Annotated in this window: 23 protein-coding genes and 1 tRNA gene; 17 read left to right on the top strand and 7 right to left on the bottom strand. The window is 46.2% G+C overall.

What is annotated here, in order from left to right:
- Positions 1–271: 271 nt before the first annotated feature.
- Positions 272–1,744 (bottom strand): HlyD family efflux transporter periplasmic adaptor subunit, encoded by a 1,473-nt coding sequence (locus LEPBO_RS0105080; RefSeq protein WP_017286457.1) that lies wholly within the window; start codon positions 1,742–1,744, stop codon positions 272–274.
- Positions 1,745–1,869: 125 nt separating this feature from the next.
- Between LEPBO_RS0105080 and LEPBO_RS0105075 the strand changes: the two genes are divergently transcribed.
- A complete protein-coding gene (locus LEPBO_RS0105075; RefSeq protein ID WP_017286456.1) occupies positions 1,870–2,151 on the top strand; it encodes a hypothetical protein in 282 nt (93 codons plus the stop codon).
- A gap of 125 nt (positions 2,152–2,276) precedes the next feature.
- Here the strand turns inward: LEPBO_RS0105075 and LEPBO_RS0105070 are convergent, their stop codons facing one another.
- The gene (locus LEPBO_RS0105070) at positions 2,277–2,588 is read right to left on the bottom strand and encodes a DUF6679 family protein (protein WP_017286455.1); all 312 of its coding nucleotides are present in this window, start codon (positions 2,586–2,588) and stop codon (positions 2,277–2,279) included.
- Between the two features lie 645 nt (positions 2,589–3,233).
- On the opposite strand from LEPBO_RS0105070, the gene LEPBO_RS0105065 reads away from it, so the two are divergent.
- From LEPBO_RS0105065 to LEPBO_RS0105045, 5 genes are all read left to right on the top strand, one after another.
- On the top strand, positions 3,234–3,965 hold the full coding sequence (locus LEPBO_RS0105065; RefSeq protein WP_144056147.1) for an SIMPL domain-containing protein: 732 nt from the start codon (positions 3,234–3,236) through the stop codon (positions 3,963–3,965).
- Positions 3,966–3,978: 13 nt separating this feature from the next.
- Positions 3,979–4,641 carry a YqiA/YcfP family alpha/beta fold hydrolase gene (locus LEPBO_RS0105060; RefSeq protein WP_017286453.1) on the top strand — a complete coding sequence of 221 codons (663 nt, stop codon included), beginning with the start codon at positions 3,979–3,981 and terminating at the stop codon, positions 4,639–4,641.
- A gap of 344 nt (positions 4,642–4,985) precedes the next feature.
- Complete coding sequence (locus LEPBO_RS0105055) at positions 4,986–5,420, top strand: CAAD domain-containing protein (protein WP_017286452.1); 435 nt, start codon at positions 4,986–4,988, stop codon at positions 5,418–5,420.
- A 257-nt stretch (positions 5,421–5,677) separates the two neighbouring features.
- Complete coding sequence (locus tag LEPBO_RS43265; RefSeq protein ID WP_017286451.1) at positions 5,678–6,343, top strand: hypothetical protein; 666 nt, start codon at positions 5,678–5,680, stop codon at positions 6,341–6,343.
- Complete coding sequence (locus LEPBO_RS0105045; RefSeq protein WP_017286450.1) at positions 6,343–6,765, top strand: surface-adhesin E family protein; 423 nt, start codon at positions 6,343–6,345, stop codon at positions 6,763–6,765. Before LEPBO_RS43265 ends, LEPBO_RS0105045 begins: the two co-directional genes overlap by 1 nt.
- A 61-nt stretch (positions 6,766–6,826) precedes the next feature.
- On the opposite strand, the gene LEPBO_RS0105040 is transcribed toward LEPBO_RS0105045, so the two are convergent.
- A complete protein-coding gene (locus LEPBO_RS0105040; protein ID WP_017286449.1) occupies positions 6,827–7,447 on the bottom strand; it encodes an exopolysaccharide biosynthesis protein in 621 nt (206 codons plus the stop codon).
- 123 nt (positions 7,448–7,570) lie between these two features.
- Between LEPBO_RS0105040 and LEPBO_RS0105035 the strand changes: the two genes are divergently transcribed.
- Together LEPBO_RS0105035 and LEPBO_RS0105030 are read left to right on the top strand one after the other, a co-directional pair.
- Positions 7,571–8,389 (top strand): TlyA family RNA methyltransferase, encoded by an 819-nt coding sequence (locus tag LEPBO_RS0105035; RefSeq protein WP_017286448.1) that lies wholly within the window; start codon positions 7,571–7,573, stop codon positions 8,387–8,389.
- A gap of 98 nt (positions 8,390–8,487) precedes the next feature.
- A complete protein-coding gene (locus tag LEPBO_RS0105030) occupies positions 8,488–9,306 on the top strand; it encodes a prohibitin family protein (RefSeq protein WP_144056146.1) in 819 nt (272 codons plus the stop codon).
- Positions 9,307–9,327: 21 nt separating this feature from the next.
- On the opposite strand, the gene LEPBO_RS0105025 is transcribed toward LEPBO_RS0105030, so the two are convergent.
- Entirely contained in the window at positions 9,328–9,867 is a 540-nt protein-coding gene (locus tag LEPBO_RS0105025) for a phycobiliprotein lyase (protein ID WP_017286446.1), read from the bottom strand.
- A 185-nt stretch (positions 9,868–10,052) separates the two neighbouring features.
- On the opposite strand from LEPBO_RS0105025, the gene LEPBO_RS0105020 reads away from it, so the two are divergent.
- From LEPBO_RS0105020 to LEPBO_RS0105005, 4 genes are all read left to right on the top strand, one after another.
- Entirely contained in the window at positions 10,053–10,961 is a 909-nt protein-coding gene (locus LEPBO_RS0105020) for an ABC transporter ATP-binding protein (RefSeq protein WP_017286445.1), read from the top strand.
- Positions 10,962–11,735 (top strand): ABC transporter permease, encoded by a 774-nt coding sequence (locus LEPBO_RS0105015; RefSeq protein WP_017286444.1) that lies wholly within the window; start codon positions 10,962–10,964, stop codon positions 11,733–11,735.
- 217 nt (positions 11,736–11,952) lie between these two features.
- Complete coding sequence (locus LEPBO_RS43605; RefSeq protein WP_017286443.1) at positions 11,953–12,198, top strand: DUF2281 domain-containing protein; 246 nt, start codon at positions 11,953–11,955, stop codon at positions 12,196–12,198.
- Positions 12,195–12,542, top strand: coding sequence for a type II toxin-antitoxin system PemK/MazF family toxin (locus LEPBO_RS0105005; protein WP_017286442.1), 348 nt, complete (start codon positions 12,195–12,197; stop codon positions 12,540–12,542). Before LEPBO_RS43605 ends, LEPBO_RS0105005 begins: the two co-directional genes overlap by 4 nt.
- A 56-nt stretch (positions 12,543–12,598) precedes the next feature.
- On the opposite strand, the gene mazG is transcribed toward LEPBO_RS0105005, so the two are convergent.
- Together mazG and LEPBO_RS0104995 are read right to left on the bottom strand one after the other, a co-directional pair.
- Positions 12,599–13,408: a nucleoside triphosphate pyrophosphohydrolase gene (gene mazG, locus LEPBO_RS0105000; protein ID WP_026148431.1), complete on the bottom strand. Its 810-nt coding sequence runs from the start codon at positions 13,406–13,408 to the stop codon at positions 12,599–12,601.
- A 30-nt stretch (positions 13,409–13,438) separates the two neighbouring features.
- The gene (locus LEPBO_RS0104995; protein ID WP_017286440.1) at positions 13,439–13,987 is read right to left on the bottom strand and encodes a metal-binding protein; all 549 of its coding nucleotides are present in this window, start codon (positions 13,985–13,987) and stop codon (positions 13,439–13,441) included.
- 79 nt (positions 13,988–14,066) lie between these two features.
- On the opposite strand from LEPBO_RS0104995, the gene LEPBO_RS0104990 reads away from it, so the two are divergent.
- A tRNA-Val gene (locus tag LEPBO_RS0104990) sits at positions 14,067–14,139 on the top strand.
- A 466-nt stretch (positions 14,140–14,605) separates the two neighbouring features.
- Here the strand turns inward: LEPBO_RS0104990 and LEPBO_RS0104985 are convergent.
- Entirely contained in the window at positions 14,606–14,812 is a 207-nt protein-coding gene (locus LEPBO_RS0104985; protein ID WP_017286439.1) for a hypothetical protein, read from the bottom strand.
- Between the two features lie 325 nt (positions 14,813–15,137).
- Here LEPBO_RS0104985 and LEPBO_RS0104980 point away from each other — a divergent pair, with 325 nt between their 5' ends.
- From LEPBO_RS0104980 to hpsA, 4 genes are all read left to right on the top strand, one after another.
- Complete coding sequence (locus tag LEPBO_RS0104980) at positions 15,138–17,108, top strand: bifunctional aldolase/short-chain dehydrogenase (RefSeq protein WP_017286438.1); 1,971 nt, start codon at positions 15,138–15,140, stop codon at positions 17,106–17,108.
- Positions 17,109–17,355: 247 nt separating this feature from the next.
- Positions 17,356–18,537 carry an aspartate aminotransferase family protein gene (locus tag LEPBO_RS0104975; RefSeq protein WP_172410471.1) on the top strand — a complete coding sequence of 394 codons (1,182 nt, stop codon included), beginning with the start codon at positions 17,356–17,358 and terminating at the stop codon, positions 18,535–18,537.
- 83 nt (positions 18,538–18,620) lie between these two features.
- Positions 18,621–18,857, top strand: coding sequence for a 50S ribosomal protein L28 (gene rpmB, locus LEPBO_RS0104970; protein WP_017286436.1), 237 nt, complete (start codon positions 18,621–18,623; stop codon positions 18,855–18,857).
- Positions 18,858–19,445: 588 nt separating this feature from the next.
- Positions 19,446–24,860 carry a hormogonium polysaccharide biosynthesis protein HpsA gene (hpsA, locus tag LEPBO_RS0104965; RefSeq protein WP_017286435.1) on the top strand — a complete coding sequence of 1,805 codons (5,415 nt, stop codon included), beginning with the start codon at positions 19,446–19,448 and terminating at the stop codon, positions 24,858–24,860.
- Positions 24,861–24,910 lie beyond the last annotated feature (50 nt).

Below are 24,910 nucleotides of genomic sequence, written 5' to 3'. Positions count from 1 at the left end.
CGGAGGGGGTAAGTAAGTCGATCGGAATCCTGAAAAATCGCAGCGATAGCTCCTAGTCGGTTAGCTCGATCGCTCCGGGAGTTTCCTCACGCTACTTCCGCTCGAAGGTTGAGGGGAGTGGTCAGACGCAATCGTTTCGCTACACTATGGTCTATCATAGCGCAGATGTGAAATATTACGTTCTGTTAAATTAAGATTTTTTGCATAAGTCTTGAAAAAACCAAAAAATCGAGGATCCAAGCAGATCCCCGATTCCTGAAACAGTCGAGAATTAGCGAACAGAAAAGGCTTCGTTAAACCGCTTCGTGACGGGTTCAGTCAAGAAAGACAGAATCGATTTCTTCCGAGTCACGATATCCGCCGTTCCCGCCATCCCTGGGGAAAGTTCCACATCTTTGCCGCGCACTTGGATCGCCTTACGATCGATTCTCACCTTAGCTGGAAAGACCGGGCCTAGATCTTGCCCATTCGCATCTTTTTCAACGACCGCATCTGGACTCACAGAAACGAGTTCGCCTTCAATGATGCCAAACTCTTGATATGGGAAAGTTGCAAGTTTGACTTTCGCTTTCATTCCCGGACGGATAAAGCCGATATCTCGGTTGAGAATCTTCACTTCCAGAATTAAGTCTTTGTCTTCAGGCACGATCGAGAGCAGTTCCTCACCTTGCTGAATCGGACCTAATGTGGCTTTCTGGTTGTACACCACACCTGTGAAGGGTGCGGTTAAGGCTTCACGATCTTTGCGCTGCTGAGTTGCAACGGCGATTTCACCTTGTTTGCGGGTTAACTCTTCTCGACGCTGTTTTAACTGAGTCAAAACTTCTGACTGGCGCTGAGGTGCTAAGCCCATTGCGGTACTTTTCGCAGACTCAAAGGCTTGCTGAGCTTGGCGAATTCGGTCTCGCTGCGCGTCGATTTCTTTTTCCAGCGAAACAATCTGTCCTTGGGCTTCGTTGATCTGATTCACAGCACTGGTCAACTGTTGGCTCGCTTGAGTGACTTGAGCGGCTGCATTCAGAATCTCTAAATGGGGAACAGCTCCCGTATTTTCGAGCGATCGTAAGCGTTGGCGGCGTTCTTGGGCAATCTCCAAATTTGCGCGCGCATCAGCTTTGCTGGCTGTCGCATTGGTCAATGTGGCACGCGCATTAACCAGATTCTCTTGAAACCGCTCTAGACGATTTTGCGCTTCAGAAATGGCTGCACTTTGCCGATTCGCTTCTGCGATCGCTGCATTTTGCTTGTCACTGAATTCACGCTGACGCGATGCAATCAACTGATCTTGTAATTCATTCCCAGTCGAAGCTTTGCCTTGGCTTTCTGCCTCTAAGCGGCGAATGTCTTCTTGAATTTTTCTCGCATCGTTCTGCAAACTCGCGACATTGGTTTCAGTCGCACCTGGATCAATCTCCATTAAAGTTTGCCCTTTTTGGACAATCTGTCCAGGCTTAACATTGATCTTGGTAATCGTCCCCACACTGGGAGCGCGGAAGGGTCGAACCTCAGTCGAGGGAATTAATTTACCTTGAGCATTCGCGACTTCTTCCACTTCGCTAAAGTGCGCCCACCCGATCGTGCCTAGCACAAGGACACTAATACTGCCTGCCATGAATCGCGTGTAGACCGGGGGCAGTTCTTGGACGGCTTTGCCCAACTCATAAGAGAGGGAATCTTCAGGGTGAGCAAGCTGGTGACGAAGCTGCTTAGATTGCGCGGGACTGGAGGCAAGAGAAACTCTCATAAGTAGTGTCTGTGAAGGGGCATCGCGAAACTTGGTAAATAACCCTTAAGCCAGGGATAGATGCCAGCAGGCTCTATTAATATTTATCCTAAACTGCCCGAATCGATCAGCTTTATTTTTAACTTATGCTCTTTAAATTTCTGGCGCATCTGATCATCTGGTTTCGTCCGTTTCTGGTTCCGATTTGCTTTGTGATGGCATGGAGCTTAGTCTTGATGCTGGTTTGGCGGGTGTTCACAGCAACTCGTGATGCCGTGAATGAAGCTAAACACATGCATCAAATCCCTTGCCCAGATTGTCAATTCTTCACAGGCGATTACAATCTCAAATGCCCAGTTCATCCAATGAGCGCGCTGTCTGAAGATGCGATCGATTGCCCGGACTACTTTGAAAAACCTTGGAATTGAGTTTCTCGTCTGCTTCAGAGACACCTCGATTGCAACGAAATGAGGCGCTAAAAAAACTAAAAAGCAAAGAGAGGAAAGATTGCTCTTTCCTCTCTTGCCTTAAATTTGCCGAAGCTGAATTAGTCTTAGTCTTCGCGTTTGTCGAAGGGTGGGTTTGAGAGTTGTTCCGCTTCAGGACAATCATCGGAAACCAGGGGTTCGACACAGCCTTTTGGAACAGAGGCAAGCTTTTGAGTTACCGCCCCAATGCTTTCGAGGCGGACCATTTCTTCCCAAGAGCAATTTTCATCTTCTTCTTCGGTTTCGTAGCGCAGTGTGACCAGATCACCTTCGATATCAAGGATTTTGGCACGTTCGATCCAGCGCTGTTGATCCCGCAAGAAGATCCAGACTTCGCGACCGTCACAACAGAGTTGATAGATCTTGCGGTGTAGCATGTGCTTCTCCTGAGCGAAATAACTCTATGTAATCGAAATTAGACCGCAGTTTGATTTTCTCCGCAGTCTCGTACTGAACAGAACTTTAGGGATTTTTTGGATCGCAGGGATCGCAAGGGAGCTTTCTCATCAAAGATCGAGGATGAAGCGTAAAAAGAGAGAGGCTCGGAAGGCGAGACTGGGGAGGCGACACTCTTAAAGTCATTGTTGAAGCAGTAAAGGGACTAGGCGCAACTCTTGAATCGAGTCAGACTCATTCAAGTGGAAAGAAGACAGTGGCAACATAACATCGGCAATCCGGCAAGATTAAGAGGGGCATCGATGAATTTGCCATCTGTGGTTAGCGTTCCCGATCAGTGATAAATCAAGAGATAGAACTAATCTTTTTGAGTATTAGATTCTACCCTACTATTTTAGCGAACTACTGGTAAATTGCGTAGAACATGATTACTAATCATAAACGATTTCGCGCGTTCCTGGGTTCCTTAATAAACAAACATAGAGGGGTACGGCAATATTGCTACACCGTTTAAGAAAACTTAACTTTTCTAAACTCTGAATCAGGTTGCGAAAAGCGTAACTGAGCGCGGCAAGGATTCAATTCGATGGCACAGTAAAAGGATTCTTACGCAATGGATATTGGTGATGATGAGTTTAGTTCGGAAATCTCACTGGCTGAGTGCTGTGCCGATCGCAGTTGGAATGATGAGCTTTGCAATGATCAGTCCTGCCTTTGCTCAGGAGAAACTCATGCGGACATTGACGGTTTCGGGTCGTGGATTTGAAGATATCCAGACGACACTGGCACAAGTGCGGTTGGGAGTTGAGGTGCAGGGTAAGACTGCGAATGAAGTACAGCAGGAAGTGGCACGCAAATCGAATTCGGTTGTCAATTTCTTGAAATCGCGTCAGGTTGAGAAGTTGGAAACGACTGGGATTAATTTGAGTCCTCGTTATGACTACGCGAATAATCGTCAGACATTGATTGGTTATACGGCTTCTAATACAGTTTCATTTCGTACGTCAAATGAGCGCGCGGGTGGAATTTTAGATGAAGCAGTGCGCGCAGGGGCGACTCGGATTGATAGCGTGAGTTTTGTGGCTTCGGATGATGCGATCGCAGCGGCACAGAAAGTGGCGCTGCGCAAAGCAACCCAAGACGCGCAGACTCAGGCAGATGCCGTCTTTAGTGCATTGAATCTGACGCGCAAAGACATCGTCAGTGTTCAGATTAATGGCGCAACGCCTCCTACTCCAGTTTTTCGGGAAGCGGCGTTAATGCAGATGCGAGATGCGAAAGTTTCAGCAGCTCCGAGTCCGGTGATCGGTGGAGAACAACGAGTAGAAGGCTCAGTGACATTGCAAATTAGTTATTAAATTCTTGAGAGAGATGAAATATTTCTATCTACATGGGTTTGCGTCGAGTCCGCGATCGATCAAAGCCGAACGTCTTCGCGATCGCTTTCAATCCCTTCGTCTCTCTCTAGAAATTCCTGATCTCAATCAAGGGGATTTTCAAAATCTCACGCTGACTCGCCAAATCCGACAAGTTCGAGCCTTGATCGATGAACCTGTCACCCTAATTGGTTCGAGCTTTGGCGGATTAACAGCCGCTTGGATTGCTGAAGGCTGTGATTTCGTCGATCGCATTATTCTGCTTGCCCCAGCATTCAATTACCTCGAACATTGGCTCCCCCGATTTGATCCAAAAGAATTAGAAAAATGGAGATCGGGAAATCCACTGTCGATTTATCACTATGGCGACCAGCGATCGCGCTTCTTGAATTACGGAATTGTCGAAGATTTAGAGCAATACGACGAAGCGCAACTTCAGAAACCGATCCCGACCTTAATTGTGCATGGCATTCGGGATGAAATTATTCCGATCGCGCAGAGTCGAACCTTTGCAGAAACGCGATCGTGGGTGAAATTCATTGAACTGGAGAGCGATCACGGGTTGACGGATCAAGAACCTGAAATTTGGCAAGCCATGCTTGAGTTTTGCGCATCCCCTAATTTCCCCAAACCGATTACAGATGGGGACATACTGTAGTTTTAAGAACTAAAAGCTCGGAAAAAATAAGTGAGAATACGCGCTGAAATTACGATCGCGACATATGATAATGTCAACTGAAGCTGACTAGAACAAATTAACTATATTGTGAAACTTGACCGGACTCGAACCTTCTAGTTCAGATTCAAAATTCATCAAAAGTAGGGTTTACAGAATTCAAATTCTTAAGTCATGATCTATCCTGCTAGTGACAAGTTCCTGTCTGAACTTTCGCTATGTTTGAGAGATAGCGAAAATCAATTTTGAATTCTGCTACTGTCCGTATTACTGGGAGGTCTAGCCCAGCGAGACGAATTTAGGTTATTGTTTCCAAGGAATTTAGTATGGAACCTGAAGTGAAAGAAATGGAAACCCCCACCGCTGTCGAAACACCAACGAAAATCAAAATGGATGAGGCTGGAACTCTAGCGCCTGTGTCATCTGGTGTATCCTCTGAGCAATGGCGCGAGATCGCAGACAAAACTTATACGGTTTTGTCAACTCTGCCAGAATTGTTGGGTAAGTTTTTCTCAGAACAACGCAAACCCCTCGTGGTTGCAGGTTTGATTTTTGGTTCGATCGTGTCTGTGAAATTAACGCTTGCACTGCTTGGGGCAATTAATGAAGTGCCTTTGTTGGAGCCGACGTTTGAATTAATCGGCTTAGGATATAGCGTTTGGTTCATTTATCGCTATTTGCTCAAAGCCTCGAATCGGAGTGAGTTGGGCGAGGAGTTCAACAAGTTGAAAGATCAAGTCGTGGGTCACGTGAACAAGTAAAAACGGCGATTCGGACAAACTATGAAAAAGGAGGGAAATTGATTCTCTCCTTTTTTTTGTAATGCATAAACTTAAGCAATTGTTAAGCGCACGCTTGATCTTTTTCCACCATTCCTCCATAGTTTTTTGAAGCTGAAATTCTGATTCATTTTCTGATCTTCAAGTAAAATACGGTTTGTCGCAGGGTGGCACTTTAATCCAACCAAAATAGTCCTCAGATCCTAATTTCCATTTAATGCAAAACTTTAAAGGCGGTTATGCAATTTTGTAAGCAACTTGTAGCGCGATCAAGCTTTATCGTTGCACTAAGTCTGATCGCTGCACCTGTCTCGGCTCAGATGACGGATGCTCAGATTGTTCGGCTTGTTGAAGCCATGCGCCAAGCTTCTAAGCCAGAAAAACCTGTAACAGGTCTGTACAGTGATTGGCAGGTAAAACCTGAAAATGTCACACGTTGGTCAAAACAATGTGGAGGAAAAGAGTTATCTCCGACTGAGTTTCAAGCCAATGCAGCAGCAGCACGTTCGATTGTCACTTGTGTCATGCGCGATGCGGTTAAACAATACGCAAGAGACACGAATGAGACGACTGCGGTGCAACGCCTGGCAGCTTGGTGGATGACGGGCGACCCAACGAAGTTCAATGCGCGTGAAACGGCTCCCTATGTCCAGCAAGTTGTGAAAGCATATCAGGTGACGGAGCCTGGAAAACCCACTGCCAAGACGTTTTACGATCGCTATATGGCAGCCGGGATTGAGGCAGCGCAGCGCAAAGATCAGAAGACGGCACGGCTCTATTTTCAGCGCGCATTAGATGAGCGTCCGAGAGATCAATCTGCCTTACAAGCGATTCGCAATCTTACGCCTCCCGTGCGCGGAAGCAATCCCAATAGCCCGATTACTGAACAACCGAGTCAAAGATAATGAAAGCTGTTTTGAATTTGGCGATCGCTGGCTTAATTTGTGCAGCGATCGCTCCGGCAGCAAGTGCTGCGGAATGGACAAAAGTGACAGAAAACGAGGCAAAAGATCGGTTTTTCGTCGATACCAGCACGATTCAGCGCAATGGCAATATCGTTTGGTATTGGGAGTATCGAGAATTTCCTGAGCCGAATAATGCGTTTTTGGATACGAAGGTCGATCAGCCGGTGCACGGCGCAGTAGTTCGCTGGTCGTTAGATTGTGGAGCGAAGGCGCAACGGTTACGCAAGGTGAATGCCTATACGAAGAATCGCAAACTGATTCAGAAGTTTGATTATGGCGAAGCTGGAATGATGTTTCAGCCAAGGGCGGGAAGTAGTGCTCATACAGTGATGAATTACGTCTGCAATGCACAGAAAACCTAGATCCTAGCTACAGTGCTGAGAACTCCGGGGTTTAGACTTCGGAGTTCTTTGAGTATTGAATTCAGAGCTTGATCACGGTCATGCTCCAGGAAAAGAAAGCGACGATCGCACCTGCCATGACTGCCAGCACAAGACAAGCAGTAATAATTCCAACGACAATCACTAAACCATCGCCCTCAATCAGTCCTAGACTGATAATGACGAGCGCGATCGCAGGCAAGAAATTTCCAAAGGGAATCGGCAGAACAATCACGCAAGCCAGTAGAAAGAAGAAAATTGATAATAACCGTTCTGCGATCGGAGTTGTGATCAATTTCCATCTTGGACGAATGATTTTCTCGAATCGAGCCAGATAACGTAAAACAATGTTTACACCTTTCTCAAAGTCTTTTCGTTTTATCGATCGATTCGCAATCCATTTCGGAAACCACGGGGTTGTATAGCCCAGCATTAACTGAAGCGAAACCAAAACCAAGGGCATCCCGATAAAGGCAGAGACTCCCGCGATCGGTAACGGTAAGGCTTCCGGTAAAGCACAGATCAAGAGTGTCGGTCCAAACGATCGCTTACCCAATCCTCGAATCAGATCGCCTAACCGAATGGTTTCGCCATCATGTTGTCGCAGAAAGTCTTGCAAGAGTTTTGACGTATGGAGTTCGGAACGTCGAGTGGCTAGTCTCATACGGAAATTGGCTCAAGCGATTTTCTTCAACATTACTTTCCTGACATTAAATAGGTTTGTCGGACGTGTGACGTCCCCCGGATTGCGTAATAATGAGCAGACATTGCTTGCTCAAGATTTGAAATGTCTAAACAACGACTGGATACGTTACTTGTCGATCGTGCGTTGTGTACGTCGCGCCAGCAGGCTCAGCGATTAATTCAAGCTGGGGAAGTGCGCGTGAATCAGCAATTGATTGATAAACCGGGAACGGAAGTTGAAGTCAATGCTGAAATTGAGGTAAAAGCGCGATCGCGTTTCGTCTCACGCGGAGGAGAAAAACTGATCAAAGCGCTCGAAGAATTTCAGATTAACGTCAGCGATCGAGTCTGTTTGGACGGCGGAATTTCAACCGGGGGCTTCACAGATTGCCTATTACAATCCGGCGCAAAATTGGTGTATGGAATTGATGTTGGATACGGACAAGTGGCATGGAGTTTGCGTCAAGATCCGCGCGTGATTTTACGAGAAAGAACAAACATTCGACATCTAAAAGCTGAGGAATTATATCAAGCAGATCAACCCATTCCTGATTTAGCTGTGGTTGACGTTTCGTTTATCTCGCTAACAAAAATTCTGCCCGCATTGTGGGAATTATTACAAGTTCCAAGAGAATTAGTGTTGCTGGTGAAACCCCAGTTTGAAGTAGGAAAAGATCGCATTGGTAAAAAAGGTGTCGTGCGAGATTTCAAAGATCAAGCCAGTGCGATCGTGCAAGTTTTAGACGCTGCAACATCTTTGGGTTGGTACTATCAAGGATTAACTTGGTCGCCACTTTTAGGACCTGCTGGAAATATTGAATTTCTTCTCTGGTTACAGTCTGAAACTGTAACGAATGCACCTGAATTTGAACAGGTTAAACAACTTACACAACTCGCACAGAAAACCTTATCCAGTTCTTAACCTTTGAAGCTGGGAAAGTCCGCGATCGCAGTTGTATCTCATTGCAAGGCTAGCGATTTGGGTACTTTAACTCCATCTCAATCAAAAGGTAAAAAAATATGCAATCTATGAGTTTGAATCTGCGATCGAAGATTCCGTTGATTGTTATTGCCGCGCTCCTTGGCATGGGTGGATTGATCACATTACTACGTTCTATCACAGTGATTTCGACTGGAGAAATTGGCATCGTCGATTTCTATGGTCAAGTCTCAGAACAACCGCTTACACCAGGAGTTCACCTCAAGAATCCAACGGCTCGCATGGTCACTTTTTCGACTCAAACCCGCGAATTCAAAGAGACATTACAAACGCCGACAAAAGAAGGCTTAATGCTGAATGTCGATATTAGTGTTTTGTATCGAATTGATCCAGCAAAAGCAAAACAGCTTTATCAAACGGTCGGCATGAACTATGAAGAAATCGTGCTGGTTCCCCAAGTACGATCGCTGATGCGGAGTGCAACCGCAAATTTTGAATCGAAAACGATTTACACCAGCGATCGCCAAGCCTTAGCGCAACAACTTCGGGAGAATCTCAACAAAGCGTTGAGCGATCGCGGCATCATTATCGAAGATGCACTGATCCGCAATGTGAAACTGCCAGACAGCGTAGAGAAATCAGTACAAGAAAAACTGAAAGCAGAACAAGACGCACAACGAATGAAATTCGTCTTGGAGCGGGAGCGGCAGGAAGCCGATCGTAAACGCATTGAAGCACAGGGAAATGCGGATGCACAACGAATTTTGTCGCAGGGATTAAGTGAACAAGCGTTGCGCTTTAAGCAAATCGAAGCTATGCAGCAATTAGCCGCTTCGCAAAACTCGAAAGTGATTATTGTCGGAGGAGATCAAAAAGCGCCTGTACTCCTTCAGCCCTAATTCGCACAGACGCTTCATGACTTAAGCGAGACGTTTTTCCAGATACTGACCAATCATCAGTTGTTCACCTGCGCGTGAAATGATGGTCTGTCGGGTGCGGTATTTGTCACCCACCAGTTTGAGTTCTTCTTCAAACACAGAGCCTTTGTACTCTGTTCTCAGACAAAGCGTATCTGGATTGGTGAAGTAAAATCCAGCCGTAATCGGCTTGGATGTCGCAAAACCGCGATCGCGATACAACACCGAGCCAATCACCCCAAACAGGGTCGAGCCTTTGGACTCTACACGTCCCGAAGCGCTATTTTCGCTTTCCCAACTCACTGCCGCACCGCAAGTCATCGCGGTTTCATCGGCAAGTCCATGCAGTCGGGCAAGTTCTATCAGCTCCGCATCGCCCTGTTCTAAAAAACGGATCGTCAGCAAACTGTTAACCTCTTTGACTTCGCCACCTGGCAACGTGTAATATCGTCGCTCCGATCGCCATTGCCCCTGAGATTGTCGGAAAAAAGCTGAAATCAACTGATCATCAGCCTGAGAAGAGAGTAGTAGCTCCACAGTCACAAAAACTGCTCCTTTGTGAAATGAACAACACGGTATCAGCCAAGAATCTAGACCATTTTTGTGGAATTTAGACAATACCATTTCACAAATATTAATATAATTGGGATTGCCTTATAGAAAAACAAACCAAAGACAGAAGATTGAATCTGTCATCATAGTCACAGAGCCATTTCGATTGAACATTGATGCAAGTTTTAGAAGTTGACCAGTTACAGAAAACCTACCGCAGCGGAGGCAAGACAGTCGAAGCGGTACGAAATGTATCTTTTGGAATCGAAAGCCATGAAGTGCTGGCATTTTTAGGGGCAAACGGTGCGGGCAAGACCACGACAATCAAGATGATTGCTGGGTTAGTTTTGCCCGATCGAGGACAAGTCAAAATTGCAGGACGGAATCCCCACCAGCAGTCGATCGCGCTAAAGTCAGTCGGAGCCGTACTCGAAGGCAATCGCAATGTCTATTGGCGCTTAACTCCTGAAGAAAATCTGGAATATTTTGGAGTGCTGCGCGGATTAAGCGGCTATGTGGCACGGCAACGGGCGAAAGTTTTGCTCGAGCGATTTGAACTGATGCATAAGCGATCGACGATCGTGCAAAATCTCTCACGCGGTATGCAGCAAAAATTAGCGATCGCAGTTGCGCTAATTCATGAGCCACAATTACTTCTTCTCGACGAACCAACACTAGGACTCGATATTGAAGCGACTCAAACTGTAAAACGATTGGTCAGAGAAATCGCTGGAGAGGGTCGAGCCATTCTCCTTACTACACACCAGCTAGACATCGCAGAAGAATTATCTAATCGAGTTGCAATTATTAAGCAGGGTGAAATTGTCGCTCAAGAACGCACAGAAACTTTGATTCAAAAGTTTTCTGGCGACTCGTATCGAATTGAATTAGAGCAGGAATTAGACCCCGATCGCAGAAGTAAATTAGCCGCGATCGATGCCGTGATTGAAGGAAAAACGATTTATATCCGGCAAATCGACTTGCTGTATCAAGGCTTAGAGATTTTAAAACCAAGCGCGATCGTGCGAATCGAAAAAGATCAAGCCAACCTCGCAGATGTGTTCTTGAAATTGGTAAAGAAATAAATGCTGGAATTATTTGTTGCACAACTCAAATGGAGTTGGATTCAGTACAAGCGCTATGCTCATGAAGTTCTAGGCGGAGTCATCGCACTCAGTATTACCTTCTACGGGCTTTTCCTCAGTGTTGGATACATTGCAGGATCAGGATTTCGATTCGGAGATCGCTTAGATGCTGTAATTGTCGGCTATACCTTGTGGTCGCTGGTCATTTTCATCATGAATGGTATCAATGCAACGTTACAGCGCGAAGCCCAAGTCGGAACCTTAGAGCAGCTATTCATCTCGCCGTTCAATATCACGAAGATCCTGTTGCTCAGAGCAGTTTCAGATCTGTTACTTCAATGCGGTGTCATTACGATCGTCCTTTTCATCATCATGGCACTCACGGGACGATGGCTATCATTCTCAGCAGCGTTGATTCTGCCATTAATCACTGTGATTCTCGGTGCATATGGATTAGCATTTGCGATCGGAAGTTTGGCACTGATTTTCAAAACAGTTCAGCAGATTGCAGGCATTTTCAATTTCTCACTGCTCTTCGTGTTGACAATTCCTACTGAAACTTGGGCAGGAGCGCAAAAGATTTTAGGCTATTTGATTCCAATGACGACAGGTGCAGGTTTGATGCGGGATATGATGGCACGGCAAGCAGGATTGAATTGGGGAACTTTCGCGATCGCCCTGATCAATGGACTCATTTATTTTGTGATTGGTATTACTCTCTTTCGCTGGTCAGAACGCGAAACCAAACGCCGCGGCAGACTTAGTGGGTATTAACCAACTTAAAGATTTTGCACTATTAATTTCATTAGTTCAAACATCAGGATTGGTTAACAGAATAATAGGTGGTGCATCAGTTTTGATTGCACTTCTTTAGAAACCACGAATCAGCAGCGCATTCTCACCACCCATTCGAGAACCAGGAGCAATACCCATAATTCCAGTTCTTGTTTCCGGGATACAATTGTCATATCTTCAAGGCGATGAAGCAAAGATGGATAAGCTTGCAGAATCTGAGCAGCAATTACTAGAAAAAATTCGCCAACTTCCCCAAGAGAAACTGGTTGAAGTCGAGGACTTCGTTGATTTTCTGATGCAACGCGCTCAGAAAGTATTACAGCGCTCAGTTTGGGATCAAGAAATTACTGCAATGGCAGATGACCCAGACATTCAGACCGAGCTTGCTGCAATCAATACAGAATTTGCAGTGACCGAAATGGATGGTCTTGCAGATTCATGAGTATCCAGCGAGGGCAAATTTATTTTGTCGATCTCAATCCCGTAAAAGGAAGAGAGCAATCGGGTAAGCGTCCTGTTCTCGTTTTATCGATCAATGCGATTAATCAGGCAAATCTTGTTGCGACAGTCGTAGTTGGAACAAAAGGAGAAAATGTTCGCCGTGATTATCCAACAAATGTTCGTGTTTCCTCAGCAGAAAGCGGACTTCCTCTAGAAACAGTTTTTCTTTGCTTTCAAATGAGATCGATTGATCCAACCCGATTCCCGCCTGAATCATCTGGACAACTCTCTACCGAAAAAATGCAGCAAATTGAAGCTACAGTTCGATATTGTTTAGGTTTATAGAATTTCCAGGCATCTATTATATTTCCTTCCCAAGCAAGATCTAAGACTGCCAAAGCTTAGCTTTCTTTTTTTGCCAATTTCGCTTTTGCCTGCTGCCAGAACTGTTCTAATTCATCCAGCGAATACTCTGATAAAGGTCGATCGACGACCCCTTCCATCTGCACCAAGCGCTGAATAAATCGATCGTTTGTCCCCTGAAGGGCGGCATCTGGATCGAGATTCGCCCATCGCGCCAAATTAATCACGGTAAACAACAGATCGCCCAGTTCTGCCTGCTGATTTTCTTTACTCTCATACTGGAGCGCGTGTTGAAATTCTGCTAATTCTTCTTGAAACTTTTCCCAAACGCCATCCATCGATTCCCATTCAAATCCAGCCTTCGCCGCCTTCTTAGAAATCTTCATGCCAGCGACTAAAGGTGGCAGAGATCGCGCATATTTTTTCAACTGATCGCTCAGCTTCGTCTCGCTCAGAGCTTCTGTTGCTTTGATTTTTTCCCAATTTTGATGCACCTCATCCACGCTCTCGACTGCTAAATTGTCAAAAACATGCGGATGACGACGAATCAGTTTTTCGGTAATGTTTCTTGCCACGATCGCTAAATCAAACTGCTGTTGATCTTGTGCGACTTGCGCCTGGAGAACGACTTGCAGTAAGAGATCACCCAGTTCATCTGCGATCGCAGCTTCATCTCCACTCCGCAACGCATCGACCACTTCATACGCCTCTTCAATCACATACGGAATCAAGGATTGCGGCGTTTGTGCCAAATCCCAGGGACATCCGCCTTCTGGATTTCGTAATTGGGCAACGACTTCGATCAGCTTTTGCAAGGCTTCTAGCGTTTCAGACATTGAAGAATTCATAGGGCTTCCCAGATTTTTCACTCAATCACTTTAGCGCTTTCGTCGCTTGTTCCAGCGTTTGATCCGAGACCCAATCCAATCACTCAAACTGTGACTCATTGCCCCCAGTTCTAATCCAATCCCTAACGCAAGACATTCGATCGGGGCGCGTTGAATAAAACTCACACTCTGCTGCATCACAGTGCTCATCGAAACCTGAACTGTATTTTGCCAATTGGGAATCGCCCCAAAGAACTGTTGTACGATCGCGCTCAAAACAATTCCGACGCTCACAAATAAGACAATCCAAACGCTGAGATACAGAATTCGCCCAATTGTCCCAACAATTGCCCCATGTGACATCAGCGATCGATGACGCAATCCCCGCCGATAAGGCAACCAAATCCATCTCAGAATGCCCCAACGTTTATACTGCTGCGAGTAAATATCCAAATCTGGGCCAAACATCAACCCTGCAAAGAGAAATCCCCCGGAAACGAGCAGCGTCAGATTGCCGCTTTGAGTTAATCCGAACGTGATTCCTGCCACGATCGGTAAGCTCCATAAAGTAATGCTGTCATGTGTCCGACCAGAAGGCATCGCAAATCAAAAAAGAAATCTGGATAAAATCGTAATAGATTTTGAATTATCTGTTATATTAATTAAGCACGCAAAGCGCGGGCGATTAGCTCAGTTGGTAGAGCGCCTCCCTTACAAGGAGGATGTCGGGGGTTCGAGCCCCTCATCGCCCATCATGTTTGAAGGTTGTAAGATTTACCGTCTCCAAAAATAACCAAGATAAGGGGAGCGATTGGTTTTGGAGAAGTTGGGGCGTGTGTTAATAAAAATCGATTCCCGCTAAAACTCGCTTACAACTGACCATTATTTCCTGTTAAAATAAAATAGTGCCAAAATATTATCCGTTCCTATAGGCTCATTTAAGAAATTGGGAAGATTTTTGGATTGATTAGGTGGCTACAGTGCCTACCTACATGATATTGAGACAAAAACCATAGTAAAGGGAATAGAATCCCAAAACGGGGAGAGCAAGGCGTTGCCTTGTGATATGACTTGCATCTGTGCACATAGGTCAGCAACGATTTTTTCTGCCAACTCATTCTGTGTGCTGTCAATTCAGGCAATTCTGAGTGAGATCCTCATGCAAAAGCAGCAAGACTCAAAGTAGGAATCGAATTTCGCGATATTACTTCTATCCCTTCAGCCATCTAATGGAAAGTGGCGCTCGGTCTCCCCTGCTTCGAGCAGGCTCAAAAAAGTCTCACTAATAATCTTTTGCTCTTCCTCTGTAAAATCCGTTTTGAGGCGAGCTTCAATCTCATCTTCGCTGAGGTTTTCATTGATCAGAGTTTGAAAGCGTTCCAGAATATCAGCAACAAGATCGCTAGAATCGTTTTCTATATTCATAGGTCATTCATTCAATAGAGGATAGGTCATATCGATCAGTCTCTCTTAAAGGTGAGCCTCAATCGGTTGCAATTCATCAAAATTAACTGCGATCGTAGCGCCAGGTTTCATCTCAGTAGAGAAACGATTTAGGCAGATGAGTACTCAAGCAGTTCTAATGTTGTTAACAACCCAACAGTGTCAAATGATTCCTCCTGACCAAGAGGATGTCAGGGATTCGAGTCCCTCATCGCCCATCTTCAGAAGATTGACATTTTCAATTTAGGCTGAGAACCTGAACTTCTGCAGGTAAAACCTGCTGTAAAGACTCAGGAGCGATAGAGCTATGAAAAATCAATGGGACGATACCATTGCTCAGACATTTGCCAGCGATCCATTAGCGATGCGGGTCTACACCTCGCAACTCCTGGGACGAGAACCGGACTTGGTGCTGCACGGAGGAGGCAACACTTCTGTTAAAGTCACGGTTCCCAATTTCTTTGGTGATCTAGAAGAAGTTCTCTACGTCAAAGGCAGCGGTTGGGATCTAGCCACCATCGAATCAGCGGGATTTGCTCCTGTTCGATTAGAAGTATTAAAGCGATTAGCCGAGCGAGAGCACCTGAGCGATTCCGAAATGGTGACTCAGCAGCGAGCAGCAATGCTCAATCCCCACGCTCCAACTCCTTCAGTCGAAGCGATTTTACATGCCATTATCCCGTTCGCTTATGTCGATCACACCCATGCCGATGCAGTCGTCACGATCACAAACAGCCCAAACGGAGAAGCCCGAATTCGAGAATTGTACGGCGATCGTATCTTGGTCATCCCCTACGTCATGCCAGGTTTTATCCTAGCCCGCAAAATTTGGGAAATCACTCACAATCTCAACTGGGACAATTATGACGGCATGATCCTCATGCACCACGGCATCTTTACCTTTGCCGACAAAGCCCGTGATGCCTACGATCAGATGATTCATCTCGTCACCCAAGCTGAAACATACCTCACAGATCAAGGCGTGAGCACACCCGCTACAGCCCCCGCTACAGATCCAAATTGGATCACGCTAGCCACGATTCGCAAAACCATTTCTCAAGTCCAGGGCAAACCAATGCTCGCACAGTTCAATCAAACTGCAGAAGCCGTCGGATTCTCCAGACTGACGAATGTAAACGAGATCGCCACGAGAGGCCCGATCACTCCCGATCACGTCATCCGCACCAAACCTATTCCAGTGATCCTGGGAACAGACCCGGAAACCGACATTCACACCTATGCCGAACAATATCGGAATTACTTCGATCGTCATACCAATGGGTCTTTGACATGTCTCGATCCCGCACCACGTTGGGCAGTCTGGAGTGGTTATGGAACGCTCACATTTGACCGCAGTATCAAAGCAGCTCAAATCACGACTGACATTGTAGACCACACCATTCGAGCCATTCAGGCAGGCGAAACTTTGGGAGGGTGGACAGCCTTACCCGAAAACGATCTATTCGACATGGAGTACTGGGAATTAGAACAAGCCAAACTGGGAAAAGCAAAAGCTGAACCTGAATTTCAGGGAAAAATTGCGCTTGTAACTGGAGCAGCCAGCGGCATTGGTCGGGCTTGTGCAGAATATCTACGATCGCTAGGCGCAGTCGTAATCGGACTCGATCTGAACCCTGCGATCGTTGAACAAATGAACAAACCAGATTTTGTCGGTATTCAAGGCGATGTGACTGAACCGCATATCTTGAATCATGCAGTTACAGAAGCAGTTCGTCGCTTTGGTGGACTCGATATCTTGGTCTCCAACGCAGGCATCTTCCCAAGCAGTCAACTGATTGAGGATCTCTCTGCCGATATCTGGAAACAAAGCTTAGCGGTCAATCTCACCAGCCATCAGCAACTTTTACAAGCCTGCATTCCGATTCTCAAACAGGGTATTGATCCTGCGATCGTAATTATTGCAACTCGCAACGTCCTCGCGCCTGGCCCAGGAGCCGCCGCCTATTCCGTTGCCAAAGCCGGGCTAACCCAACTTGCTCGAATTGCAGCTTTAGAACTCGCTCCCTTTGGAATTCGAGTCAATATGGTACATCCTGACTGCGTATACGATACAAGCATTTGGAGCGAAGAAGTCCTGTCAAGTCGAGCTGCCCGTTATGGACTCACTGTAGACGCTTATAAAACTCGCAATCTCCTAAAAACTGAAATCACCTCGCACGAGGTTGCCATCATGGTTGCAGCAATGGCGGGTAAAACCTTTGCCAAAACGATAGGAGCACAAGTGCCACTGGATGGGGGAAGTGATCGCGTCATTTAGAGAAATCGTTCAGCAGTTTCAGAACATTCTCCAAACTTTGCTTACCGTAACCTTCACGAAATATAGATGTCCGTTTCATGAAATAAAGTCAGCAAACTTCTATCGTAAAGTTCATTCCTTTCCCCACTCCCGAAAGACTTCTATTAATATGTTCTTTTCACCCCAAATTCAAGGATAAAAGCCAGTGAGTCCAGAAACCCTTGTAAAATCCTCCCCCTTCTCCAGCGCAGAATTCGACGAATACGTCATGTCTACTTACGCCCGCTTTCCCCTAACCCTTGTGCGTGGGTCAGGCTGCCGAGTTTGGGACGACCAAGGACGAGAATATCTGGATTTCGTCGCTGGAATTGCCACCTGCACTCTCGGTCACGCTCATTCCGCTATGATTGCAGCCGTCACCGAACAAGCTCAAACTCTTGTCCACATTTCCAATCTCTATTACAACACCCCTCAAGGTGACCTCGCCAAATGGCTCGTTGAGCATTCATGTGCCGATCGTGCTTTCTTCTGCAATTCTGGCGCTGAAGCCAACGAAGCTGCCATCAAACTTGCCCGCAAATACGCTCACACAGTCCGTAACATTACTCATCCCATCATCATCACCGCGAACGCGAGTTTCCACGGGCGCACCCTTGCTACCATTACCGCCACTGGACAGCCCAAATATCAACAAAACTTTGATCCCCTAGTCCCTGGGTTTCATTACGTTCCCTACAATGACGTTGAAGCGCTAAAGAGCGCGATCGCGGATCTCGATCGCAACGAACCTCAAGTCGCAGCAATTATGCTCGAAGGTTTACAAGGTGAAGGAGGAGTTCGTCCTGGCGATCGCGCCTATTTCCAAACCGTTCGCCAACTCTGCGACGAAAAAGGCATTCTCCTAATCATGGACGAAGTCCAAGTCGGTATGGGTCGCAGCGGTAAACTTTGGGGTTACGAAAATCTCGATATCGAACCTGACATTTTCACATCTGCGAAAGGTCTGGGTGGCGGAGTTCCCATTGGTGCAATGCTCTGCAAATCTCATTGCAACGTCTTCAGCGCAGGGGATCACGCCAGCACATTTGGCGGTAATCCCTTTGCCTGTGCTGTTGCTCTTGCTGTCTGCCACACACTCGAACGCGAAAATCTTCTGGCAAACGTTCAAGCTCGTGGCGAACAACTGCGTTCAGGACTTATCCAACTCGCCCAAAAATTTCCTCATTTAATCTCCGACGTTCGCGGCTGGGGACTCATTGACGGTCTAGAACTCAGTTCCGACAGCACTTTCACCGCAGCCGATATCGTCAAAATCGCCATCGAGGAAGGCGTTCTTCTCGTCCCCGCAGGCCCAAAAGTCTTGCGATTCGTCCCGCCGCTTATCGTCACTTCTGAAGAAATCGATCGCGCGATCGCGGCGGTCGATCGTGCCCTAACGACTCTAAACTAATCTCACTTTTGCCAAAAGCCCTCAATTGCATATAATAGAAGGCTGTGAGAAATCCTAATCTAGAATCAATCGGAGATCAAACTATGGCACGTCGATGTCAACTGACTGGCAAAAAAGCCAACAACGCAATGGCAGTATCCCACTCCCACCGTCGCACGAAAAAATTACAAGAAGCAAACCTGCAAGTCAAAAGAATTTGGTGGGAAAGTGGGAAACGCTGGGTCAAACTACGTCTTTCAACTAAGGCAATCAAAACTCTAGAGCACAAGAGCCTAGACGCTTTTGCCAAAGAAGCTGGAATCGATCTCAGCCGCCTGTAATTCATCTGCCAAAAACCGATAGACTAATTCGCAATCGTCAATTCTTGTAAGACAAAAATTGACCCTCCGATCGCTGATTTTAGGTGTTCTTGCGGCAATGTCTATACTTTGTAAACTGGAGTTGAGCAACGAATAGCTCAACTCCAGTTTTATTTTTCATCCACTAATTCTTCAATCCCTGGTAGTCATCCTCAATGAAATGGGTAACATACCTGCATCCACTTCCCTCGCTTTCTTCTTCAACCCAGAATTCGGGACAATCTCCGCAATCTACCTAGGGCTTATCTGAGTTTTTCCGTAGCTTATCGGAACTGTCTCAACTTCGTTCGATTTGAGCGCGTGTCTTCTCGGTTGACTCTGCTTTCAATTATGAAGACAGTAGAGAAAGCTCCACCAAAGTATAGAGTTTTGACAAAGTTACAAAGCTCTGACTTGACTATTCCACGGGCAAATATTGGACGATATCTAAACTAGTAGGTTTCGTCGATTTAGCATTAGTTGCCCCTGTGAATGCTCATCTGCGATCGTGAATTCCCCTTCCGATCGAGTACCGCACGATCGTCACTTTTTTCTGCCAACTCAGCAGCTATGTCAAATCACAAACTTAATCTCCAGGGTTTCTTTCACCGTCTTGGAAGTCTCTACCGCAAGATTACAAAGACCTTTGTTAATCGCCTTCTCCGCTATGTTTTGCTATATCAACGGCGAGGCAATCTCTCAACAGCAGGCTTCATCTTGCCAACAACAGTTCTGTTGATTTTGGTCGTAGCGCTCACTGTCGGAGCACTGACGTTCCGTGCCTATAATCGCAATGTCCAAGTGATTGGAGAAGCACAACAACGCGTTATCTATAACGCTGCAACTCCAGCAATTGATCGCGCTCGCTCCAAACTGGAGTTCCTCTTTGACTCTACAAAAGATACTCGACTTCCCAGCGGTGTGCCTGCACAAACCGTTTTAGAAGCAATGCTGCTTAACAATGGGAAAGACCGCGATAGCAGAGACTTTAGCACTCTTCGGATAGCAGACAAAGACGGTAAACCAACCATTGATCCTTATACCTTTCCCGATGAGCGTCGCATCTTTAAAGATGGCAAAGCTCAAAACGTTTGGGCTTTTCAAACAGACACTGATGGTGATGGGAAGATTGATAGTTCTAAAGACTCTACTACAATCTATTCAATCATTCTAAACACTCCTCCTGCACAAACAGTTGGCACAGGAAGAACTAGCACAATTGAGACGATTGCAACTCGCTTATTGAAAATGAGCGATGCTGACAAAGCGAAAGATATGTACGTTCGGCAAGCTCCACTCAGAGCCGATGGAGCGCTAGGATGCAGCATTAGTTCTGCAAACACATCCGCATCAGGGCCAGACGGATGGTTTGACGACAAAGTCAGTAGTGCAATTCTGCGTAAAAACTTCCAAGTTGATGCTCTAGTCATTCCTGGCAACTCAAGAGATACCAAGGCGACTTTGGAATTTGTTCAAGATCGCCAAATCGATCGCGGCAACAAATGGGGAGCTTGGTTCCGTCACGATTTGGAGATTTACCCAGGCGCTACATTTAATTGGAACGGTGCAATGCACACCGAAGGCAGCTTAATCGTTGGGAATAAGAACTTTACAGCCTACTTGATTAGTGCGCCTGCATCCTGTTTATACTATCCTGATTCATCGGAAATTACAGTCACAAACGTAGTTCCAGAATCTGGAGAAACGAATCGAGATTTACTGGGTCTAGTTGCTGCTGGAGTCGTGAAAGATGGTCCTAACCAAGGAACCGACGATAGCGCTGTCATCCACCTCCACACTGATACGCCAACTAATAGGGCAACCTGGGCAACACTCAACAAAGATACAGCCTCAAGTCAAGCATCAAATCCAATTGATATTACAATTGACCCTGAGGTTGTGCTAACAGAAGATGGATATACGAATGTTGCTCCCCCTTCAGGCGTAACCAAAAATGTTCGTAATAATCGAAGCGAGCCATACCTGAATCTTAGAAATAGGGATCTCCCGGCCTTTGGTTTTAGTACCGATTCGCCTCCAAGAAAAGTTGATCAGCGTATATATGCTAGTTCTCAACCTGCTCCCTATGTAGACGATTTATATCGTGCTGACGATCGCTGGGGTCCCAAGCCGAAGTATGCAAAAGAAACCGTCCCGTCTGGAGATTTTGGGAAGCCCATCCCATCAAATAAATCAGCGCTGCTCAAGAATGAACCAGATGCCGCTGACAAAGATGCAGCCAATGTAGGTCTAGATGGCTATTGGGAGCGTCGGGCACGCTCAGTAGGGATGCGAATTATCGTCGGGCAACGTCTGGAACTTGGTAATTTGTTTACTTGGTATGCTCCAGACGACAAAGATAAAAATGGCTATGTTGGCAATCCTGGTGGTACTTCTGGCAAATTTATCGACCAGAATGTATACGAGCATGAAGGCGATCCCCTTTATCCAGTAACAGTTAAACCATATCCTGCGACATCAACTGGGCGGCTTTCTCACATTGACTTACACCGTCGCACTTTGAGAGATAATCTCTCTTCTGTTCAAAGCACAGCGATTTATCATTCTGCATCTGATGAGAATGGGAAAGACTACCCAGTCGCATGTCTTGCAACAACATCTCATCCTGGTACGCTGCTGACTCTCCGCCAGTCGCTCATCTTTAAACCTTTTGGATTTAAAGGTACAGATGAAACAACTGATGGCTCTCTCCTGACCAATTTCTTTACAGGTATGGGCACAAACGGTTGGGAATTTGATACTCCAGGCGGAAGTGCTAGTGGATTTAAAGCAGCGATCGAGAATACAGATAGTCCTCTACGCAAAGCACTAGACAACCTCGCAAATTTTGCAGGAGACTACAATCCAAACGAAAAAGATTCCAGCGGCAATCCCAAAACTGGAGCATTTCCACCAACACCGAATGACACAATCATTCACCCCTATCCAAAATTATCAATGTGGGGGGATTTCTCAAGTTTGAAGCGAGCGCTAGCTGATGTTGGAACTAAGGGATATGACGGTTTAAGCATCGCAGATAAAACTTATTTGCAAACAGCAGCTTGTACGATCGGGATGTTGGCTTACAACATTAATGAAATTCAGAAATTTGATCCCAGCAATCCGTCAAATGATAGATCGCTTTCTGGATCCACGAGAAGGGTGATGGCAGTATTGGCAGATGATCTACGGCTGCTCATGGATGGAGAAATAGCCCGTAATAATCCAGAAGTTCTTCCTAAAGAACGCCTGAGAACTTACGACTATTCAGCAGCCACGAACACCGCTAAACTCGAACAATATCGTCTTAAGGACTATCAATCAGTTCCTCCAGAAGCTTTTATTGGTGCTTTGCGAGCATATCTACTGTCTTCAAGCGGGAAAAATCTTGCGCCTGATAGCCAACAATTCATGGACGAGATGCGTATGGCAGAAATGATTATGCTGAATCATCAAATCCGCCGCGATCGTACTTTTGGATTCCAAGAATCGCCAATATTTGGGGAGTACGCTGTCATTACTCCAGGTTTCGCGGCAGATCCAGATGCGACTAGCAATAAATTCCAACGTTTGCCCGCTGCTTGCGACCCTGATCAATTTACACTTAACGGTGATGACCTAGTTCTAAGCATTGACAGAACTTCGTCCTCACTCCAGCAGAAAGCTTCAACTGTTCTAGCCGCAGGCAGGCTGAGTTCTGCACCATCTACCGATTTTCCTACTTATGCTCGTTCAACCGACGACCTTACACGAACTCGTTTTTCTCAATATCGGCTAGCTCTGTCACGACTTTGTGGAACAATTAGCGACAGTGGGAATACCGTTCTACCCAAGTTTCCATCACTTTACTATCTCTTCCCAGAAGTGACTCATGATCACGATGGAGAAACAACTACAGGATACAACCACGCGCAACCTCTTCGAGAACCTTACATTGGAAATGGAGAAGCTTCTCCAGCGCAGGATCAGTATATTGCAAGCATGAAATCTCAGTTCAAGCGCATCAGCGATACGAAAGCTCTGGGAAGAGCAGGTCATCCAAGTGTCTCTTTCCCAGCAACGCCATCTGATAGTCTCCTCAGTCGGAGACCTAGCACACAGCAAGTTTTTCCGATTGAAGATTACTCTGTTGCAGATGTCGCGCTAACACCTAGAGCATTAGATAAGTGGAAACTTCCCTATCTTCCGCCCAGTAGTGTTCGTTCTCTGGAAGCTTCTCCTAATAGTAATACTCGAGCGAATTACTCAACGAACCTAGTTCTAATTCCCAAAGCAGGTAATGTGAATGAGTTAGATACAATTGCAGTTCCATTCCTTGATCGCGCCTTTTTCGATGGTCGTCAGTTAATGCTAGCTCGAACTCTGGATATCGATTTGGGAATGCTTCGGAGCACAAGAGTTAGTTCAAAGAATAATACTTGGCTACCACTTAGCGGCATCGTTTACGCTTTCCGTGAGGATGCAGTTCGAGAAGATGCTATCTCTCGACCATCATGCACAGGGACAGACTGCAAAATGAATCTACGCGATCCTGCAAACCCTGTTGATCCACCTATCAAGAGCAATGGAAAGTCTATCAAAACGATTGATGAATACCCTGATCCTGATCGTCGTGTCCACGGCTTCCGCTTACGGAATGGTGTGCAGCTTATGCGAAACCGCAGTTTTGAAGGAGTCATTGTGGATGCAGTAGATAACAATCGTGGTCTATCTCTGTTTACAGATCAACCTACTTACATTGAAGGAGACTTTAACCTCCATCAAGATGGAGCAGACGATACGCTGGGTACAAGATTAGAAGAGTTTGACGTACCATTACCCAACAGTGCGACGTACAACCCGAACCAGTTCTACTCTACTCGCGCTAAGCGCGATTCCCGATTCGCAGCTCCCAATACTGATCGCTGGCGACCCACAGAGATTTTGGCAGATAGTATTTCGTTTTTGTCAGATAACTTCTGCGATGGTACGATTTCGGATATGTTTGTGCAGTTCATTCCAAACAGCATCAGAAACTCAGGCTTTACAGGGTCTTCTTATCCAGTTCCTGATTTTGATAGCGCTAGCTTTAGTCAGATGAGTTCAGATCGCTCGTACTATCATCAACCTAACAGAGGATTATTCGATCCCGGTTGTCAAAGCGCAAGATTTACCTCTTTCCATAATCAGAATCGTCCTTCAGCCAATCTAGGTAGAAAGATAGACGGAACTCGTGACAGTGGATGGGACTGGGTACGAGAAAACTCGCGATACAATGCAACCGCCCCTCGTCGAAGCAGTTCAAACGACTATAGCGATGGTAACTGGGTCGATTTTGCAGCTCCAGTCAAGATTTCGCGAGCTGGTCAACCTCTTGTAGCTCGTCCTAGAGACACCACTGGTGCACCAAGAGATCCGAAAGACTCTTCACTTCCAGAGCTAACCCCAGTACAAAACTCAACTCCGAAACGTGATGAACTGCTGCCGCCTGTTCCGTACAACGTCGCGTTTTCTAATCCATATTTCAGATATGGCACTGATAGCTCCGGTAGAGCGCTCATTCCAGCAGCGGCATCTCGCATCAATTCGATTATTGTCAGTGGAATTAGCCCTTCTCGTCTAAAGCAAGGCTATGGGGGTTTGCAGAACTTCCCGCGATTCCTTGAGAGTTGGGATAAGACAGCCCTAAATTTTGCAGGCTCTTTCATTCAGCTCCAGTATACGAACTATGCCACTGCCCCCTTTGAACTCGAAAATCTAGAGCCGTCAGATACGACTAATGTGGATAGAGAGAACATAGCTTACTATGTCCCTCCCAACCGTTTTTGGGGCTATGATGTAGGTCTTCAATTCAGCGCTGCGGGACCAGCAGCATCTCGCTTCGTAAGCCCAAGCAGTAGTCGCAGTGAGTTTTACGTTGAGCCACCTGCAAATGATCCCTACATTACATCTCTTTGCGATGCAGCAAAAACGGCTTTTAGCCTTTCAACGAACTGTCCTAAATAATGAGGAGAGACCAAAATGCTGCAGAATTACCAGCTGATCAAGCATTGCTC

The organism is Leptolyngbya boryana PCC 6306 (assembly GCF_000353285.1).
GTDB classification, from domain to species: Bacteria; Cyanobacteriota; Cyanobacteriia; order Leptolyngbyales; family Leptolyngbyaceae; genus Leptolyngbya; species Leptolyngbya boryana.
The sequence above is the reverse complement of the archived record's forward strand: the minus strand, read 5'-3'. Positions and strand labels throughout refer to the sequence as shown.